Here is a 16749-nt window from a genome sequence, read left to right on the forward strand (position 1 = left end):
GTCGGAAAGGGCCGCTAAGCGGCCCCTACACGACCCCGACGCAGCTACATATCGTCGAAGTACCGCTCGTGCCAATCCACCAGCGGCTGCGGCGAGTTGAGCTTCTGCCCGTAGATCACCGAATACGACAGCACGTTCTGCACATACTGACGTGTCTCATCGAAGGGTATCGATTCGACCCAGACATCGAAGCTCAAATGCTTGGCGCCCTTGAGCCACTGGCGTACCCGCCCGGGGCCTGCGTTATAGGCCGCAGAAGCCAGTACCCGGTTGCCATTGAACTGGCTGTGCACCTGGCTCAGGTACGCGGCCCCCAACTGGATATTCTTGTCCGGGTTGAACACCTGCGCAGGCGAGGCCAGCGGGATGCTGAACTTGCGCGCGGTTTCCTTGGCGGTGGCCGGCATCAGTTGCATGAGGCCGCTGGCGCCCACGCTGGAGCGTGCATCTTCCATGAAGGCGCTTTCCTGGCGGGTGATGGCAAACACCCAGCTTGAATGCAGCCCACGGACCTTGGCCTCGCGCACCAGGGTGTCGCGGTGGGCCATCGGGAAGCGGATATCCAGGTCATCCCAGTACTTCGCCTGGCTGATGGTGCGGATGGCCGGGAAGTACCAGCGCAGGTCGTAGGCCAGGCGTGCCTGGGCGACCATCTCGTCGCGGTTGAAGTGGCGGCTGACGTGGTACCACTCGCGGCGCCCATCGACGATCTGCCCGCGGGCATGGAATTCCAGCGCGCGCTGGATGCCCGGGGTGTTGCGCACCTTGCTGACCAGTTGCGGGCTCAGTGCCAGTGGCTTGTTGTTCAACTGGTAGGGGGTCTGCGCCCGGTCGGCTGCAAGGAACCCATAGAAATCCCGCTCGCGCGCCACGGTCTTGTACAGCAGGGTGACCTGCGGGTTGTTCGGCTGGGCCAGCTCAAGGCTGCGGGCTTGCCAGTACTTCCAGCGGCTACTGCTGGCCAGGTCCTGGGGCAGGCGTTTGGTCAGCTCGTAGGCATCCTCCCAGCGGCCCAGGCGCAGCAGCAGGCGCAGGCGCCATTCGCTGACGGTGTTGTCACGCAGCTCGGGGTCGTAGCGGGTCATCAGGTCGAGCGCGCGAGGGTCGTAGCGGCGCGCGAGGGTCAGGCCGATTTCGCGGGCGATGGCGACCTTTTCATCGCGCGAGAAGTGCATGCGCTGGGCGTAGTCATCGAGCAGCCCCATGGCCCGCTCCGGGTCCTGCCGGGCCAGGCGGCGCAGGCCGAGGCTGACCACGTCGGACATGGCTTCGTTGACCGGGCTGAAGCGCGATGGCTGGTTGAGCAGCTCGGGCTTTTGCGCCACGTCGATCAGCAGACGCCCTTGCGGGCCGAGGGTGGTCAAGGTCTTGACCAGGTTGTTGGCCAGGCCATAGTTGCGTGCCTGTGCCGCCAGTTTGGCGCGGTTCCAGCGCTTGGCCTCGGTCAGTTGGCCCTCGGCGGCCCACATGCCGAACAGCGTGTCACAGGCCGCCGGTTGCGACTTGCCGACGTTCCACAGCTTGTCGGCCGTGGCATAGCCTTCGGCGCGCAGGCCGTGGCTCAACTGGTACTGGCCGTTGAGGCAGTCCAGTTCGGTGAAATTGAGTTTGGGGTCGTAGTACTTGACGAAGGTATTCCATTCGCCGCGCTCGGCCAGCCAGCGCAACCAGCGCAGTTTCATCCAGTTGGACTGGGGCAGGTCGCCATGCTTGGCCAGGAACCCTTCGATTTCTTCGTTGCTGGCGCTTTTCAGGCGCGCGGTCAGCTCGTCGTACGTGAGGTAAGGCGTCAGCGGGTAGTCGCGCAACTGTTGGGCATAGCGCAGGTAAGGGCCTTTGTCGCCCTTGGCCAGGGCGCGCTTGGCCTCGTCGTAGTACTGGCGTTGTTGAGTGAGGTCGAGGGCCTGCGCCGCGCTGGCGGTGGCGGCGGTAAGCAGCAGGCAGGATGCAATCTGTAACAGGCGGCTGCGCATGATACGTCCGGGCAGTTGAACCATGGGGAAGTGACGGCGAAGCCAGCACTGTTGGAAGCTATGGCCTTAGCTTAGCCGTTTGCCGGCGGCAGATGAAAGCACAGTGCTTGTATCAAGACATTAAGTTCGACCAGATGTCGTAAAGCCCTCGCAGGGTGGTCAACTTAATGCCCTCGGGCCCCAAGTCAGGTAGAATGCGCGCCCGATTTCTGGAGACCAATATGACCCTGCTCAAATTCAGCGATGTGTCCCTCGCATTCGGCGCCATGCCGCTGCTGGACAAAGTGTCCTGGCAGATCGCTCGTGGTGAGCGGGTGTGCATCATCGGCCGCAACGGCACCGGCAAGTCGAGCATGATGCGCCTGGTCAAGGGCGAACAGAAAGGCGACGACGGCGAGATCTGGCGCGCCCCGGGCCTGAAAATCGGCGAGCTGCCGCAAGAGTTGCCGCTGGCCGACGAGCGCAGCGTGTTCGATGTGGTGGCCGAGGGCCTTGACGGGGTGGGTGCGCTGCTGGCCGAGTTCCACCACCTGAGCCAGAACATCCAGGGCGACGAAGACCTGGAAAAACTCATGCACGTTCAGCACGAGCTCGAAGCCCGTGACGGCTGGCGCCTGCAGCAAGTGGTGGATAGCACCCTGAGCCGCCTGCAACTGCCCGCCGACAAGACCCTGGCCGAGCTGTCCGGTGGCTGGCGCCGCCGCGTGCTGCTGGCCCAGGCGCTGGTGTCCGAGCCTGACCTGCTGCTGCTCGACGAACCGACCAACCACCTGGACATCGGTGCGATCGCCTGGCTTGAAGAGGCGCTGCGCGGGTTCAATGGTGCGGTGCTGTTCATCACCCACGACCGCTCCTTCCTGCAAAACCTCGCGACCCGCATCCTCGAACTGGACCGCGGTGGCCTGATCGACTGGAACGGCGACTACGCCAGCTTCCTGGTGCACAAGGAAGCCGCGCTGGCTGCGGAAGAAACCGCCAACGCGCTGTTCGACAAGCGCCTGGCCCAGGAAGAGGTGTGGATCCGCCAGGGCATCAAGGCCCGCCGTACCCGCAACGAAGGGCGTGTGCGTGCCCTCAAGGCCTTGCGCGTTGAACGCGGCGAGCGCCGTGAGCGTCAGGGCAAGGCGAACATCCAGATCGAAGCGGCCGACAAGTCCGGCAAGCAGGTCATGGTGCTGGAGAACGTCAGCTTCGCCCATGCCGAAGGCCCGATGCTGGTCAAGGACTTCTCCATGGTCCTGCAGCGCCAGGATCGCATCGGCCTGCTGGGTGCCAACGGTACCGGCAAGACCACCTTGCTCAAGCTGATGCTCGGCGACCTGGAGCCGACCTCGGGCAAGATCGAGCGTGGCACCAAGCTGGAAGTGGCGTATTTCGACCAGATGCGCCATCAGCTCGATCTGGAAAAAACCGTGATCGACAACCTGGCCGAAGGCCGTGACTTCATCGAGATCGATGGCCAGAACCGCCACGTGCTGAGCTACCTGGGCGACTTCCTGTTCAGCCCCCAGCGTGCCCGTACCCCGGTCAAGGCGCTGTCGGGTGGCGAGCGTGCTCGTTTGCTGCTGGCCAAACTGTTCAGTAAGCCGGCCAACCTGCTGGTGCTCGACGAACCGACCAACGACCTGGACGTGGAAACCCTCGAATTGCTGGAAGAGGTGCTGGCCAACTACAAGGGCACGGTGCTGATGGTCAGCCACGACCGGGCCTTCCTCGACAACGTCGTCACCAGCACCCTGGTGTTCGAAGGTGGGGGCAAGGTGCGCGAGTATGTCGGCGGCTATGAGGACTGGATCCGTCAGGGCGGTTCGCCCAAGCTGCTGGGGGTAACCGAGAGCAAGGGCGGCAAGTCCGAACTCAACAGCGCGGTGGTCGAGAAGCAGGAAGTGCAAGCGGCACCGGCGCCGGTGGCGGCTGCTGCCGATGCCTCGAAGAAGAAGCTCAGCTACAAGCTGCAGCGTGAGCTGGAGATGCTGCCTGGGCAGATCGACGAGGTCGAACAGCGCATGGCGGCGGCCCAGGAAGAGGTCAATGCGCCAGGTTTCTATCAGCGGTCGATCGAAGAGACCACCGCAGTGCTGGCCAAGATCGAGCAGTTGCAGGCAGAGCTGGATGCGCTGGTAGAGCGCTGGGCCGAGCTGGAAGGGTGATCAGCTTTTGATCTGCACTGGCTTCTTCGCGGGTAAACCCGCGAAGAAGCTGGCACAGGTCAACTCATTCCTTCTTCAGCAGGCGCACCGCCAGCACATCGCAGGGTGCGCCGTGCAGTACATCGTTGGCGGTGGAGCCCAGCAGCAACGCCAGGCCATGCCGGCCGTGGCTGCCCACGACGATCAGGTCGCACTTCTGGTCCTTGGCCAGTTGGTGGATTTCCTGGCGTGGCTGGCCGTAGGTCAGGTGCGAATCGCCGCGCTTGATGTCCGGGTACTTGTTGAACAGGCGGTCCATGCGCTCTTTGGCCTGGTCGAACTGCTGTTGCTGCAGTTGCGACAGGTCCATGGGGACGTCACCGCCAAAAGCCATGGCCATGGGTTCGACGATGTGCACCAGCGAGACCTTGGCGTTGTACGGCGCTGCCAGCGCCATGGCACGCTTGATCACCGGGTCGCACTCCTCGGTCAGGTCGACAGCAACCAGAAGATGTTCGTAGGACATGAGCGGTACTCCTGACAATCGCGATAGAAGAAGTATGGTCGCTTTCGGGCGGGTCTTCCGTGAAAAATGGCTAACCAGCTCATTTGCAACGCTTTATGGGGTCTACTGATATGACGGTATTGCTGGTGGTGTCAATCCTTGCGCTGATTCTCAGCCCGCTTTCCTGGTTGCGCACGTCGCGCAAGCAGAGCGAGCAGATGAACCTGCGCCTGGAAGCGCGGCGCATGGGGCTGGCCATGCAGCTGGCGCCCCAGCAGTGGCCGCACTGGCTGGAAAAGGAGCCGCCAAGCCCCTGCCCGCAGTACCATCGCGCACGGCGCCGGGGGCGTGAGGACAGCTTCTGTTACTGGCAGGTTACGCCGGGCGTGTGGTGGAACCAGTGGCGCGAGCCGTGTGAGGACCCGCGCCTTGCCGAGGCCTTTGCGCGCTTGCCCGCCAGCGTCTACAAGGTCGAAGCCGACCCGCGCATGATCGCCTTGTACTGGACCGAGCGGGGCGATAAATCTGTATTGCAGGATATTGCCCAGGTCCTCGAAACACTCGCCTGACACATTGCTTAACGACAAAGCGGCGGCTTGGCAGAGCCCCTTAAGGGGTGGGGTGCCAAGTCGCCGCTTTGCGTTCTGCTGCGCAGAAAAGGCCAGGCAGGCCGGGAATGCTTGAAGCCATTGGCAGTGTAGTCGGCTGCCAGTGAAATGCCGGAAAAATCTTCCCCCGCAGGGTCATGCCCTCCTTCTCGTGGTCAATCGCTGACATGAATGCCCCGTGATCACTGACGTCATGCTTTGTACCCAGACGCTACAAAATGACCGGAAAGTCGTGTTTTCACTCTGTGCGTGAGCATTTGACAACGCTGATCTTTTCGGAGAATGTGTGCACACCCAAATCAAACGGGCGTATGAATTGAGCGTTTGTATGTCACACGGCTCGTTCATAGTCCCGACTAGCGCGCTGACGGGTGTGCCTGGGGCAGGGCCACATGGCCTGCCTGGGCAGCAGCGACCGGCGTGTACAGTTAGCTTCCATATCGTGGAGATCAGTTGATGATTTACGAAGGTAAAGCCATCACGGTTAAGGCTCTTGAAAGTGGCATCGTCGAACTCAAGTTCGACCTCAAGGGTGAGTCCGTCAACAAATTCAACCGCCTGACCCTGAACGAGCTTCGCCAGGCCGTCGATGCCATCAAGGCCGACGCTTCGGTCAAAGGCGTAATCGTCAGCAGTGGCAAGGACGTGTTCATCGTCGGCGCCGACATCACCGAGTTCGTCGACAACTTCAAGCTGCCCGAGGCCGAACTGGTCGCCGGCAACCTGGAAGCCAACCGTATCTTCAACGCCTTCGAAGACCTCGAAGTGCCGACCGTAGCCGCCATCAACGGCATCGCCCTGGGCGGCGGCCTGGAAATGTGCCTCGCCGCCGATTACCGGGTCATGTCCAGCAGCGCCAAGATTGGCCTGCCTGAAGTCAAACTGGGTATCTATCCAGGCTTTGGCGGTACTGTGCGCCTGCCACGCCTGATCGGCTCGGACAACGCTGTCGAGTGGATTGCCGCCGGCAAGGAAAACCGCGCCGAAGACGCCCTGAAAGTAGGCGCCGTCGACGCCGTGGTCGCCCCGGAGCTGCTGCAGGCTGGTGCCCTTGACCTGATCAAGCGCGCCATCAGCGGCGAACTGGACTACAAGGCCAAGCGCCAGCCGAAACTGGAAAAACTCAAGCTCAATGCCATCGAGCAGATGATGGCATTCGAGACGGCCAAGGGCTTCGTCGCAGGCCAGGCTGGGCCGAACTACCCAGCGCCGGTCGAAGCGATCAAGAGCATTCAGAAAGCCGCCAACTTCGGCCGTGACAAAGCCCTGGAAATCGAGGCCGCAGGCTTTGCCAAGCTGGCCAAGACCTCGGTTGCCGAGAGCCTGATCGGCCTGTTCCTGAACGACCAGGAGCTCAAGCGCAAGGCCAAGGCCCATGACGAAATCGCCCATGACGTGAAGCAGGCTGCCGTGCTCGGCGCCGGCATCATGGGTGGCGGCATTGCCTACCAATCGGCGGTCAAGGGCACGCCGATTCTGATGAAGGACATCCGCGAAGACGCCATCCAGCTGGGCTTGAACGAAGCCTCCAAGCTGCTGGGCAATCGCGTCGAGAAGGGCCGCCTGACCCCGGCGAAGATGGCTGAAGCACTCAATGCCATCCGTCCGACCCTGTCCTATGGTGATTTCGCCAACGTCGATATCGTCGTCGAGGCCGTGGTCGAGAACCCGAAGGTCAAGCAAGCCGTGCTGGCAGAAGTCGAAGGCCAGGTGAAAGAGGACGCCATCCTCGCGTCCAACACCTCGACCATCTCCATCAACCTGCTGGCAAAGGCGCTCAAGCGCCCCGAGAACTTCGTCGGCATGCACTTCTTCAACCCGGTGCATATGATGCCGCTGGTCGAAGTGATTCGTGGCGAGAAGTCCAGTGATGTGGCGGTTGCCACCACCGTGGCCTACGCCAAGAAGATGGGCAAGAACCCGATCGTGGTCAACGACTGCCCGGGCTTTTTGGTCAACCGCGTGCTGTTCCCGTACTTCGGCGGCTTCGCCAAGCTGGTCAGCGCTGGTGTCGACTTCGTGCGTATCGACAAAGTCATGGAACGCTTCGGCTGGCCCATGGGCCCTGCGTACCTGATGGACGTGGTCGGCATCGACACCGGCCACCACGGCCGCGACGTCATGGCCGAGGGCTTCCCGGACCGCATGAAAGACGAGCGCCGCTCGGCGGTAGACGCCCTGTACGAGGCCAACCGCCTGGGCCAGAAGAACGGCAAAGGCTTCTACGCCTACGAGACCGACAAGCGCGGCAAGCCGAAGAAGGTGTTCGATGCCGCCGTGCTCGACGTGCTCAAGCCGATCGTGTTCGAGCAACGTGAAGTCAGCGACGACGACATCATCAACTGGATGATGGTCCCGCTGTGCCTGGAGACCGTGCGCTGCCTGGAAGACGGCATTGTCGAGACCGCCGCCGAAGCTGACATGGGTCTGGTCTACGGCATTGGCTTCCCTCCGTTCCGCGGCGGTGCGCTGCGCTACATCGACTCGATCGGTGTCGCCGAATTCGTCGCCCTGGCCGATCAGTACGCCGACCTGGGGCCGCTGTACCACCCGACCGCGAAGCTGCGCGAAATGGCCAAGAGCGGCCAGCGTTTCTTCAACTGAGCGGCCAACGCAAGAGTAGAGCGAGAGATTTGATATGAGCCTCAATCCAAGAGACGTGGTGATTGTCGACTTCGGTCGCACACCAATGGGCCGCTCCAAGGGTGGCATGCACCGCAACACGCGCGCCGAAGACATGTCGGCGCACCTGATCACCAAGCTGCTGGAACGCAACGGCAAGGTCGACCCTAAAGAGGTCGAGGATGTGATCTGGGGCTGCGTCAACCAGACCCTGGAGCAGGGCTGGAACGTCGCCCGCATGGCCTCGCTGATGACCCCGATCCCGCATACGTCGGCGGCGCAGACCGTCAGCCGTCTGTGCGGGTCGTCGATGAGTGCGCTGCACACCGCCGCCCAGGCAATCATGACTGGCAATGGCGATGTGTTCGTGGTCGGGGGTGTCGAGCACATGGGCCACGTCAGCATGATGCATGGCGTCGACCCCAACCCGCACCTGTCCTTGCATGCCGCCAAGGCTTCCGGGATGATGGGCCTGACTGCAGAGATGCTCGGCAAAATGCATGGCATCAGCCGCGAACAGCAAGATTTGTTCGGCCTGCGTTCGCACCAGCTCGCCCACAAGGCGACGGTCGAAGGCAAGTTCAAGGACGAGATCATCCCGATGCAGGGTTATGACGAGAACGGCTTCCTGAAGGTCTTCGATTTCGACGAGACCATTCGCCCGGAAACCACCCTCGAAGGGCTGGCCTCGCTCAAGCCGGCGTTCAACCCCAAAGGTGGCACCGTTACCGCCGGTACTTCGTCGCAGATCACCGACGGCGCTTCGTGCATGATCGTAATGTCTGGCCAGCGTGCCATGGACCTGGGCATCCAGCCATTGGCGGTGCTTCGCTCGATGGCCGTGGCCGGTGTCGACCCGGCGATCATGGGCTACGGCCCGGTGCCGGCGACCCAGAAAGCCCTCAAGCGCGCCGGCCTGACCATGGCCGATATCGACTTCATCGAGCTCAACGAAGCCTTCGCTGCACAGGCCCTGCCAGTGCTCAAAGATTTGAAAGTGCTCGACAAGATGGATGAGAAGGTTAACCTGCACGGCGGCGCCATTGCTTTGGGCCACCCGTTCGGTTGCTCTGGGGCACGGATTTCCGGCACCCTGCTCAACGTCATGAAGCAGAACGGCGGTACTCTGGGGGTCGCCACCATGTGCGTCGGCCTCGGCCAGGGCATCACCACTGTCTTCGAACGCGTCTGATCGCGTTGCGGGACAGCAGCCGGGGCCATGTGCCCCGGTTTTTGTTTTTTACAAGATTTGTTCAAGAGGGTGAGTAGCATGCAGATACAGCCAGGCGTATACCGGCACTACAAGGGGCCTGAGTACCGTGTCTTCAGTGTTGCGCAGCACTCCGAGAGCGAAGAGTGGATGGTGTTCTACCAATGCCTGTATGGTGATTACGGGTTCTGGGTACGCCCCCTTTCGATGTTCCAGGAGTCCGTCGAGGTTGACGGCGAGCAAGTGCCACGCTTTGCTTTGGTCAAGGCCGAAGAGGGGCTGCCAGGGTTGCTTGGCAAGTCGCACGTGTGAACGACCGCGCTTGACCTCACTCTTTTGCCACTATATATAGCGGTGCCGCGTCTGGCACCTGACGCGTTTTTCATCTTTCAGATTCAGGAATACTCCGATCCATGGGCAAATCGCTGGTCATTGTGGAATCCCCGGCCAAGGCCAAGACCATCAACAAGTACCTGGGCAACCAGTACGTGGTGAAGTCGAGTATCGGCCATATCCGAGACCTCCCCACCAGCGGTTCGGCCAGCGCTAGCAAAGAGCCGGCCGCCAAGCGTGGTAAGGCTGCGGGTGAGGCGCCGGCCCTTTCGCCGAAAGAAAAGGCACGCCGCCAGCTGGTGGCGCGAATGGGTGTCGACCCCGATCACGGCTGGAAGGCCAAGTACGAGATCCTGCCTGGCAAGGAAAAGGTGATCGAAGAACTGCGCCGCCTGGCCAAGGACGCCGACACCATCTATCTCGCAACCGACTTGGACCGCGAAGGGGAAGCCATCGCATGGCACCTGCGCGAAGCCATCGGTGGTGACGACAGCCGCTACAAGCGCGTGGTGTTCAACGAAATTACCAAGAAGGCCATCCAGGAGGCCTTCTCGCAACCGGGCGAGCTGGACATCGACCGCGTCAACGCCCAGCAGGCGCGACGCTTCCTCGATCGCGTGGTGGGCTACATGGTTTCGCCGCTGCTGTGGGCCAAGATTGCCCGTGGCTTGTCGGCCGGCCGGGTCCAGTCGGTTGCGGTGAAGCTGGTGGTCGAGCGCGAACGCGAGATCCGCGCCTTCATCCCCGAAGAGTACTGGGAGATCCACGCCGACCTCGGTACCGCCAAGAACGCCAAGGTGCGTTTCGAAGTGGCGCGCGAGAAGGGCGAGGCTTTCAAGCCGCTGAATGAAGCACAGACCATGGCTGCACTGGAGAAGCTCAAGGCTTCCAGCTACAGCGTGGTCAAGCGTGAAGACCGCCCGACCAGCAGCAAGCCGTCGGCGCCGTTCATTACCTCCACCTTGCAGCAGGCGGCGAGCAACCGCCTGGGCTTCGGGGTGAAGAAAACCATGATGATGGCCCAGCGTCTGTACGAAGCCGGCTACATCACTTACATGCGTACCGACTCGACCAACCTGTCGGCTGATGCCCTGGACATGGCGCGTGGCTACATCGAGCGCGAGTTCGGCAAGCAGTACCTGCCGGAAAACCCGCTGGTGTATAGCAGCAAGGAAGGGGCCCAGGAGGCGCACGAAGCGATTCGTCCTTCCGACGTCAACACCCACCCGACCAAGCTCAGTGGCATGGAGCGCGACGCAGAGCGCCTGTACGAGTTGATCTGGCGCCAGTTCCTGGCCTGCCAGATGCCGCCGGCGCAGTACCTGTCCACCAGCGTCACTGTAGCCGCTGGCGACTTCGAGCTGCGTGCCAAGGGCCGTATCCTCAAGTTCGACGGTTACACCCGCGTGCTGCCGCAACAGAGCAAGCCTGGCGAAGACGACGTACTGCCGGAGATGGTCCAGGGTGAAGCGCTCAAGCTGATCCAGATCGACCCGAGCCAGCACTTCACCAAGCCGCCGGCGCGGTTCACCGAAGCCAGCCTGGTCAAGGAAATGGAAAAGCGCGGCATCGGCCGCCCGTCGACCTACGCCGCGATCATTTCGACCATCCAGGACCGTGGCTATGTGACCCTGCACAACCGCCGCTTCTACTCCGAGAAGATGGGCGACATCGTCACCGAGCGCCTGTCCGAGAGCTTCGCCAACCTGATGGACTACGGCTTCACCGCCGGCATGGAAGAAAACCTCGACGACGTGGCCCAGGGCGAGCGTGACTGGAAGAACGTGCTCGACGAGTTCTACGGCGACTTCAGCAAAAAACTGCAGACAGCCGAGTCGGCCGAAAACGGCATGCGTGCCAACCAGCCGACCATGACCAACATTGCCTGCAAGGAATGTGGTCGCCCAATGATGATTCGCACCGCCTCGACGGGCGTGTTCCTTGGCTGCTCGGGCTACAGCCTGCCGCCCAAGGAGCGTTGCAAGGCCACCGTCAACCTGGTGCCGGGTGACGAAATTGCAGCGGACGACGAAGGCGAGTCGGAATCCCGTGTTCTCTTGGGCAAGCACCGCTGCCCGATCTGCGCCACGGCAATGGATGCTTACCTGCTGGACGAGAAGCACAAGCTGCATATCTGCGGTAACAACCCGGACTGTGTGGGCTACGAGATCGAAGAGGGTAGCTACCGCATCAAGGGCTACGAAGGGCCGAGCCTGGAGTGCGACAAGTGTGGCAGCGAGATGCAGCTCAAGACCGGCCGCTTCGGCAAGTTCTTCGGTTGCACCAACCCTGCGTGCAAGAACACCCGCAAGCTGCTCAAGAGTGGTGAGGCGGCGCCACCGAAGATGGACAAGGTGGACATGCCGGAGCTCAAGTGCGAGAAGGTCGATGACACCTACGTGTTGCGTGACGGTGCTTCGGGGTTGTTCCTGGCGGCCAGCCAGTTCCCGAAAAACCGCGAGACACGTGCACCGCTGGTGTTGGAGATCGTCCCGCACAAGCATGAGATCGATCCGAAGTACCACTTCCTCTGCGATGCACCGCAGAAAGACCCGGAAGGGCGTCCAGCGGTGATTCGCTACAGCCGCAAGACCAAGGAGCAGTATGTGCAGACCGAGGTCGATGGCAAGCCGACGGGCTGGAAGGCGTTCTACGACGGCAATGCGTGGAAGGTTGAAGACAAACGCTGATTGGCGTTGAACTGGGGGCCGCTTTGCGGCCCCCAGTCATTTCAGGGACATTCAGCTTGCGGCCGGGCAGGGCTTGCCGGAAACTGGCTGCAATCGTTCTGCATCTCAGGGGAGGGCATTGAAATGGCCCAGGAACTCTACACCCGCACCAATCAGAAGCTGTTCTTCGCAGGCCTCGCACTCGAGTCCATGGCCAAGGCCGAACAGGGCCAGGCCATGAACGCCCAGGGCCTGGTTCAGGCCGAACGCGAATCGGCACTGTTCCACCTGTACGGTGCACTGCTGGGGCTGTGCCATGAGATCGGCGGTTTCTACCGCTTGCCGGCAGGGGCTAATGTCGAGCAGCTGCTGGCTGGCGATGCTTTCAATGAGATTGCTATCCCAGAGGTGGCCGAGCTGCTGGAATTGTCCCGCCAACGGGAAACCTGGCTGGCGCAAATGCTCAGTGCTTATGCCGATCTGTTCCGACCACCGGTCGCGAAAAAAACGCCTAAAACCGATGTCACCCAGCCGTTGATCCAGGCCGTCAATCTCGATGAGCCCGAGCAACCCGCGCTGTCGCGTGACGAATTGGAAAGCTGGCGCAGCAACCTCAAAAGCTTGGTGAGGCGTTTCCGTGACGCGTTGAGTGAGTGCTGATAGCCGCTGCGGCTGGTACAATGCTGGCCTTTCGTGGAGAACAGCCTTTTATGTCTACGTCTTTTCTGGAAATTGTCGAGTTGCCTGATGGCCGGATCGAACTGCGTCGTGCGGAGGATGAGGGCTCTCTGGTAACCCTGGATTTCTCGGAAGACGCCAAGGCGTTCCTGCAGGGTCAGCATGTAGAAGTGGCCAAGGCCATGCTCAGTGTGGGCGTGCAAATGGCAGGTCGCCTGATGGACGGCGAGCTCGAACGCGAAGAAGGCCCTCGCGTTCTGCATTGATCGGCGTGCAGGGTCTCAGCGGTTTCTGAGTGACAGGCAAAGCCTGAACATCAGCCGAGGCGGATGTTCAGGCTTTGTGCGTTTCCGGCACTGGCTGAGCGAAGCAGCAGTTGACGCGCGCTGGCATTGACGCTGCCAAGCCAACTGACCACGGTGTGGCTACGGCCCAGGCGCAGCGCTTCACAAGTCAGTTGCAGTGGGCTCTGATTGCCCCGAGGGTGCAGCAGCAGGATGCGTTCGCGGTTGAGGCCGGCATCGCGCAACCAGGCCTGGGTCAGGCTTGCGGGTGGGGCGATCAGGGTCAACCAGCGGGCATCGTCCTCTTCGCTCAGTTCGCGCAGCACCGGGGCCAACAGGCTCTGGCAGTGCCCGGCAGCGCCGCGCAGCGACAGCTCGCTGAACAGATCGGGCTGGCTGATCTTGCGCGCCTGCTCGCTGGCTTTCAGGCCGGGCAGGATGGGCTGGGCTAGAAATGCTTCGAACAGTGGCAACTGGGCTTGCTCGGGTGCGTGAATGAACTGCTGCATGGCGCCTCCTGGATCAGCGGCGTATGACGCCGACGCTCAAGCCCTCGATCACCAGCTCCTGTTCTTTCAGGTCGACTTCGATGGGGGCGAATTCGGGGTTTTCGGCAAGCAGCCAGACCTTGGTGCCTTCGCGCTTGAAGCGCTTGACGGTCACCTCGTCACCGATGCGGGCGACGACGATCTGGCCATTGCGGGCTTCGCGGCAGGTGTGCACTGCCAGCAGGTCGCCGTCGAAGATGCCGACATCCTTCATGCTCATGCCGTGTACGCGGAGCAGATAGTCGGCGTGAGGGTGGAAGAAGCTCGGGTTGATGTTGCAAGATTGCTCGATGTGCTGCTCGGCGAGGATCGGTGCACCGGCTGCGACCCGGCCAATGATCGGCAGGCCGTTCTCTTCGGCTTTGGTTTCCAGGCCCGGGATACGGATGCCGCGGGATGCGCCAGGGGTCATCTCGATGGCGCCTTTGCGGGCAAGGGCCTTGAGGTGCTCTTCGGCGGCGTTGGGCGATTTGAAGCCCAGTTCCTGAGCGATTTCAGCGCGCGTTGGAGGGAAACCGTTGTCTTCAAGGCAACGTTTGATGAACGCGAGAATTTCGGCTTGGCGTGGCGTCAGTTTCAACATGGTGAGCGCTCTGTCTTTTTATACAGTGACTGGGATTATATACAGTACTGGATGAGCTGCAAGCGCCAAGCAGCAACAAAAAGTGCCGCGCGGGCCAACTTGTCGCTTGCAGCGTGTAATGGGGCGCTTTTAAATGGCGACCGCCCGGTCACCGAGCCTTGACAGAAGCAGGGCTGAAACGTATGTTTCAAACACCTGTTTGTCTGGCGGAATAATCATGGCCCAATCGGAAACCGTTGAACGCATTCTCGATGCTGCCGAGCAGTTGTTCGCGGAAAGAGGGTTTGCAGAAACGTCGTTGCGGCTGATTACCAGCAAGGCCGGGGTGAACCTGGCAGCGGTCAACTATCACTTCGGTTCCAAGAAGGCCCTGATCCAGGCGGTGTTTTCGCGCTTCCTTGGGCCGTTCTGTGCCAGCCTCGAGCGTGAGCTGGAGCGTCGTCAGGCGCGCCCGGAGCAAAAGCCCAGCCTCGAAGAGCTGCTGGAAATGCTCGTCGAGCAGGCCCTGGCCGTGCAGCCGCGCAGCAATAACGACCTGTCCATCTTCATGCGCCTGTTGGGGCTGGCTTTCAGTCAGAGCCAGGGCCACTTGCGCCGCTACCTGGAAGACATGTACGGCAAGGTGTTCCGCCGCTACATGCTGCTGGTCAACGAGGCTGCGCCACGGGTGCCGCCGCTGGAGCTGTTCTGGCGCGTGCATTTCATGCTCGGCGCCGCCGCGTTCAGCATGTCCGGCATCAAGGCCCTGCGTGCCATCGCCGAGACCGATTTCGGCATCAATACCTCGATCGAACAGGTCATGCGCCTGATGGTGCCATTCCTGGCTGCGGGCATGCGCGCCGACAGCGGGGTTACCGACGAAGCGATGGCAGCGGCCCAACTGCGCCCACGCAGCAAGACCAGCACCAGCGCCACCACCGCCAAGGCCTGAAGGCTGGGCGGGGCAGGGCGCTTCGGCTAAGCTAGCGCCCATGCCCGATCTCGATTTTTTGCACATATCCCTTGCCGACCAGTGCCTCTATGGGTTCACCCAGGGGCGGCTGTGCGTGCGCCTGGCGGTTTCTACGGCGCGCAATGGCGCGGGCGAGCGCAATGGTTCGGGCTGCACCCCGCGCGGGCTGCATCAGGTGCGGGCAAAGATTGGCGTGGGCCTGCCACTGAATGCGGTGCTGCGCGGGCGGCGCTGGACCGGCGAGGTCTGGTCGCCCGAGCTGCAGGCGCAGTTCCCCGGGCGTGACTGGGTCCTCACCCGCATACTCTGGCTCAGTGGCTGCGAGCCGGGCGTCAACCGGCTGGGTGCGGTCGACACGTTCCGGCGCTATATCTACCTGCATGGCACCCCGCTGAGCGAACCTTTGGGCGTGCCGCTGTCCCATGGCTGCATTCGCCTGCACAACACCGATTTGCTTGCCCTGTTCGACCGGGTGCCGGTCCATTGCCGGGTGCGCATCGAACAGGCGGCTTGCCCCCAGTGGGCTTCTTTAAGTCTTCAATGAAGGATTTCCCATGACCGTCAGCCTGCAAGGCTCCCTGATGGTGGACATCGCCGGTAAATGGCTGACCGCCGAAGACCGTCACCTGCTGCGCCAGCCTGAAGTGGCCGGCTTGATCATTTTTGCCCGCAACATCGACAGCCCGCGCCAGGTGCGCGAACTGTGTGCGTCGATCCGCGCGATTCGCCCTGAGTTGATCCTGGCGGTCGACCAGGAGGGTGGTCGGGTACAGCGGCTGCGCCAAGGTTTCGTGCGCCTGCCGGCCATGCGTGCGCTGGCCGACAACGACAACGCCGAGTACCTGGCGGAACAATGCGGCTGGTTGATGGCCACCGAGGTCTTGGCTGTAGGCCTGGACCTGAGCTTTGCGCCGGTGCTGGACCTGGATCACCAGCGCAGCGCCGTGGTCGGCAGCCGCGCCTTCGAAGGTAACCCACAGCGTGCCACGCAATTGGCGGCGGCCTTTATCCGTGGCATGAACGCTGCGGGCATGGCGGCCTGTGGCAAGCATTTCCCGGGGCATGGTTGGGCCGAGGCCGATTCCCATGTGGCCATCCCCACTGACGAGCGCAGCCTTGAGCAGTTGCGCCAGGCGGACCTGGTGCCGTTCACCCGGCTCAGCGGGCAACTGGCGGCGGTAATGCCGGCGCACGTGATCTATCCGCAGGTCGACAACCAGCCGGCGGGCTTCTCGCGGCGTTGGTTGCAGGACATCCTGCGGGGCGAGTTGGGCTTTGACGGGGTGATCTTCAGTGACGACCTGTCCATGGCCGGTGCGCACGTGGTCGGGGATGCCGCCAACCGGATCGAGGCTGCCTTGAGCGCCGGTTGCGACATGGGCCTGGTGTGCAATGACCGGGCGGCGGCGGAGCTGGCATTGAGTGCGGCGCAGCGGCTCAAGGTCAAGCCTTCGCCGCGCATTGCGCGGATGCAGGGGCAGGGCTTTGCACGTACCGATTATCGCCAGCAGCCGCGTTGGCTGGAGGCGTTGGGGGCCTTGAAAGAGGCGCAGTTGGTCGACTGATTTTCGCCAAGAGGCGCATGTCTTGAGGCTTGAGGTGTATTGGAGATCGAGCGCCGCCCGCGCGGCGCCTTCAGAATCGAGCGCCGCGCG

The 16749-nt window shown here is 62.2% G+C and carries 15 protein-coding genes; 11 read left to right on the top strand and 4 right to left on the bottom strand.

The window, feature by feature from the left end; translation table 11 throughout:
- Positions 1 to 44: 44 nt before the first annotated feature.
- Positions 45 to 1973, bottom strand: coding sequence for a transglycosylase SLT domain-containing protein (locus NP534_RS00305; RefSeq protein WP_274097378.1), 1929 nt, complete (start codon positions 1971 to 1973; stop codon positions 45 to 47).
- Positions 1974 to 2194: 221 nt separating this feature from the next.
- Between NP534_RS00305 and NP534_RS00310 the strand changes: the two genes are divergently transcribed.
- Positions 2195 to 4123 carry an ATP-binding cassette domain-containing protein gene (locus NP534_RS00310; protein ID WP_274097379.1) on the top strand — a complete coding sequence of 643 codons (1929 nt, stop codon included), beginning with the start codon at positions 2195 to 2197 and terminating at the stop codon, positions 4121 to 4123.
- 64 nt (positions 4124 to 4187) lie between these two features.
- Here the strand turns inward: NP534_RS00310 and NP534_RS00315 are convergent, their stop codons facing one another.
- Positions 4188 to 4628: a universal stress protein gene (locus tag NP534_RS00315; RefSeq protein ID WP_186654027.1), complete on the bottom strand. Its 441-nt coding sequence runs from the start codon at positions 4626 to 4628 to the stop codon at positions 4188 to 4190.
- Positions 4629 to 4738: 110 nt separating this feature from the next.
- Here NP534_RS00315 and NP534_RS00320 point away from each other — a divergent pair, with 110 nt between their 5' ends.
- From NP534_RS00320 to NP534_RS00350, 7 genes are all read left to right on the top strand, one after another.
- The gene (locus NP534_RS00320) at positions 4739 to 5176 is read left to right on the top strand and encodes a hypothetical protein (RefSeq protein ID WP_274097380.1); all 438 of its coding nucleotides are present in this window, start codon (positions 4739 to 4741) and stop codon (positions 5174 to 5176) included.
- Between the two features lie 495 nt (positions 5177 to 5671).
- Positions 5672 to 7819, top strand: coding sequence for a fatty acid oxidation complex subunit alpha FadB (gene fadB / locus NP534_RS00325; protein ID WP_047583293.1), 2148 nt, complete (start codon positions 5672 to 5674; stop codon positions 7817 to 7819).
- A gap of 34 nt (positions 7820 to 7853) precedes the next feature.
- Positions 7854 to 9029: an acetyl-CoA C-acyltransferase FadA gene (fadA, locus tag NP534_RS00330; RefSeq protein WP_033700424.1), complete on the top strand. Its 1176-nt coding sequence runs from the start codon at positions 7854 to 7856 to the stop codon at positions 9027 to 9029.
- 78 nt (positions 9030 to 9107) lie between these two features.
- Positions 9108 to 9359 carry a DUF1653 domain-containing protein gene (locus tag NP534_RS00335; RefSeq protein WP_033700421.1) on the top strand — a complete coding sequence of 84 codons (252 nt, stop codon included), beginning with the start codon at positions 9108 to 9110 and terminating at the stop codon, positions 9357 to 9359.
- Positions 9360 to 9460: 101 nt separating this feature from the next.
- Complete coding sequence (gene topA, locus NP534_RS00340) at positions 9461 to 12070, top strand: type I DNA topoisomerase (RefSeq protein ID WP_274097381.1); 2610 nt, start codon at positions 9461 to 9463, stop codon at positions 12068 to 12070.
- A gap of 123 nt (positions 12071 to 12193) precedes the next feature.
- Complete coding sequence (locus tag NP534_RS00345) at positions 12194 to 12709, top strand: DUF6586 family protein (protein ID WP_274097382.1); 516 nt, start codon at positions 12194 to 12196, stop codon at positions 12707 to 12709.
- A gap of 50 nt (positions 12710 to 12759) precedes the next feature.
- Positions 12760 to 12993 carry a hypothetical protein gene (locus NP534_RS00350; protein ID WP_274097383.1) on the top strand — a complete coding sequence of 78 codons (234 nt, stop codon included), beginning with the start codon at positions 12760 to 12762 and terminating at the stop codon, positions 12991 to 12993.
- 50 nt (positions 12994 to 13043) lie between these two features.
- On the opposite strand, the gene sulA is transcribed toward NP534_RS00350, so the two are convergent.
- Complete coding sequence (gene sulA / locus NP534_RS00355; RefSeq protein ID WP_033700413.1) at positions 13044 to 13520, bottom strand: SOS-induced cell division inhibitor SulA; 477 nt, start codon at positions 13518 to 13520, stop codon at positions 13044 to 13046.
- Positions 13521 to 13533: 13 nt separating this feature from the next.
- The gene (gene lexA, locus NP534_RS00360) at positions 13534 to 14142 is read right to left on the bottom strand and encodes a transcriptional repressor LexA (RefSeq protein ID WP_033700412.1); all 609 of its coding nucleotides are present in this window, start codon (positions 14140 to 14142) and stop codon (positions 13534 to 13536) included.
- A gap of 217 nt (positions 14143 to 14359) precedes the next feature.
- Between lexA and NP534_RS00365 the strand changes: the two genes are divergently transcribed.
- Genes NP534_RS00365 through nagZ form a run of 3 tightly spaced genes read left to right on the top strand, consistent with a single transcriptional unit; the run spans position 14360 to position 16659 of the window.
- Entirely contained in the window at positions 14360 to 15073 is a 714-nt protein-coding gene (locus NP534_RS00365; RefSeq protein ID WP_033700410.1) for a TetR/AcrR family transcriptional regulator, read from the top strand.
- 40 nt (positions 15074 to 15113) lie between these two features.
- A complete protein-coding gene (locus NP534_RS00370; protein ID WP_274097384.1) occupies positions 15114 to 15638 on the top strand; it encodes a L,D-transpeptidase in 525 nt (174 codons plus the stop codon).
- Between the two features lie 22 nt (positions 15639 to 15660).
- Complete coding sequence (gene nagZ, locus NP534_RS00375) at positions 15661 to 16659, top strand: beta-N-acetylhexosaminidase (RefSeq protein ID WP_274097387.1); 999 nt, start codon at positions 15661 to 15663, stop codon at positions 16657 to 16659.
- The last annotated feature ends 90 nt before the right edge of the window (positions 16660 to 16749 follow it).

Origin of the sequence: Pseudomonas sp. 39004, from assembly GCF_028682155.1 — a bacterium.
GTDB classification, from domain to species: domain Bacteria; phylum Pseudomonadota; class Gammaproteobacteria; order Pseudomonadales; family Pseudomonadaceae; genus Aquipseudomonas; species Aquipseudomonas capeferrum.

Coding starts and splice junctions, on each gene's coding strand:
- NP534_RS00315 (WP_186654027.1), bottom strand. CDS start 4,628: ATGTCCTACGAACATCTTCTGGTTGCTGTCGACCTGACCGAGGAGTGC.
- topA (WP_274097381.1), top strand. CDS start 9,461: ATGGGCAAATCGCTGGTCATTGTGGAATCCCCGGCCAAGGCCAAGACC.
- NP534_RS00350 (WP_274097383.1), top strand. CDS start 12,760: ATGTCTACGTCTTTTCTGGAAATTGTCGAGTTGCCTGATGGCCGGATC.
- NP534_RS00310 (WP_274097379.1), top strand. CDS start 2,195: ATGACCCTGCTCAAATTCAGCGATGTGTCCCTCGCATTCGGCGCCATG.
- NP534_RS00320 (WP_274097380.1), top strand. CDS start 4,739: ATGACGGTATTGCTGGTGGTGTCAATCCTTGCGCTGATTCTCAGCCCG.
- NP534_RS00370 (WP_274097384.1), top strand. CDS start 15,114: ATGCCCGATCTCGATTTTTTGCACATATCCCTTGCCGACCAGTGCCTC.
- fadB (WP_047583293.1), top strand. CDS start 5,672: ATGATTTACGAAGGTAAAGCCATCACGGTTAAGGCTCTTGAAAGTGGC.
- NP534_RS00335 (WP_033700421.1), top strand. CDS start 9,108: ATGCAGATACAGCCAGGCGTATACCGGCACTACAAGGGGCCTGAGTAC.
- sulA (WP_033700413.1), bottom strand. CDS start 13,520: ATGCAGCAGTTCATTCACGCACCCGAGCAAGCCCAGTTGCCACTGTTC.
- NP534_RS00365 (WP_033700410.1), top strand. CDS start 14,360: ATGGCCCAATCGGAAACCGTTGAACGCATTCTCGATGCTGCCGAGCAG.
- NP534_RS00305 (WP_274097378.1), bottom strand. CDS start 1,973: ATGCGCAGCCGCCTGTTACAGATTGCATCCTGCCTGCTGCTTACCGCC.
- lexA (WP_033700412.1), bottom strand. CDS start 14,142: ATGTTGAAACTGACGCCACGCCAAGCCGAAATTCTCGCGTTCATCAAA.
- fadA (WP_033700424.1), top strand. CDS start 7,854: ATGAGCCTCAATCCAAGAGACGTGGTGATTGTCGACTTCGGTCGCACA.
- NP534_RS00345 (WP_274097382.1), top strand. CDS start 12,194: ATGGCCCAGGAACTCTACACCCGCACCAATCAGAAGCTGTTCTTCGCA.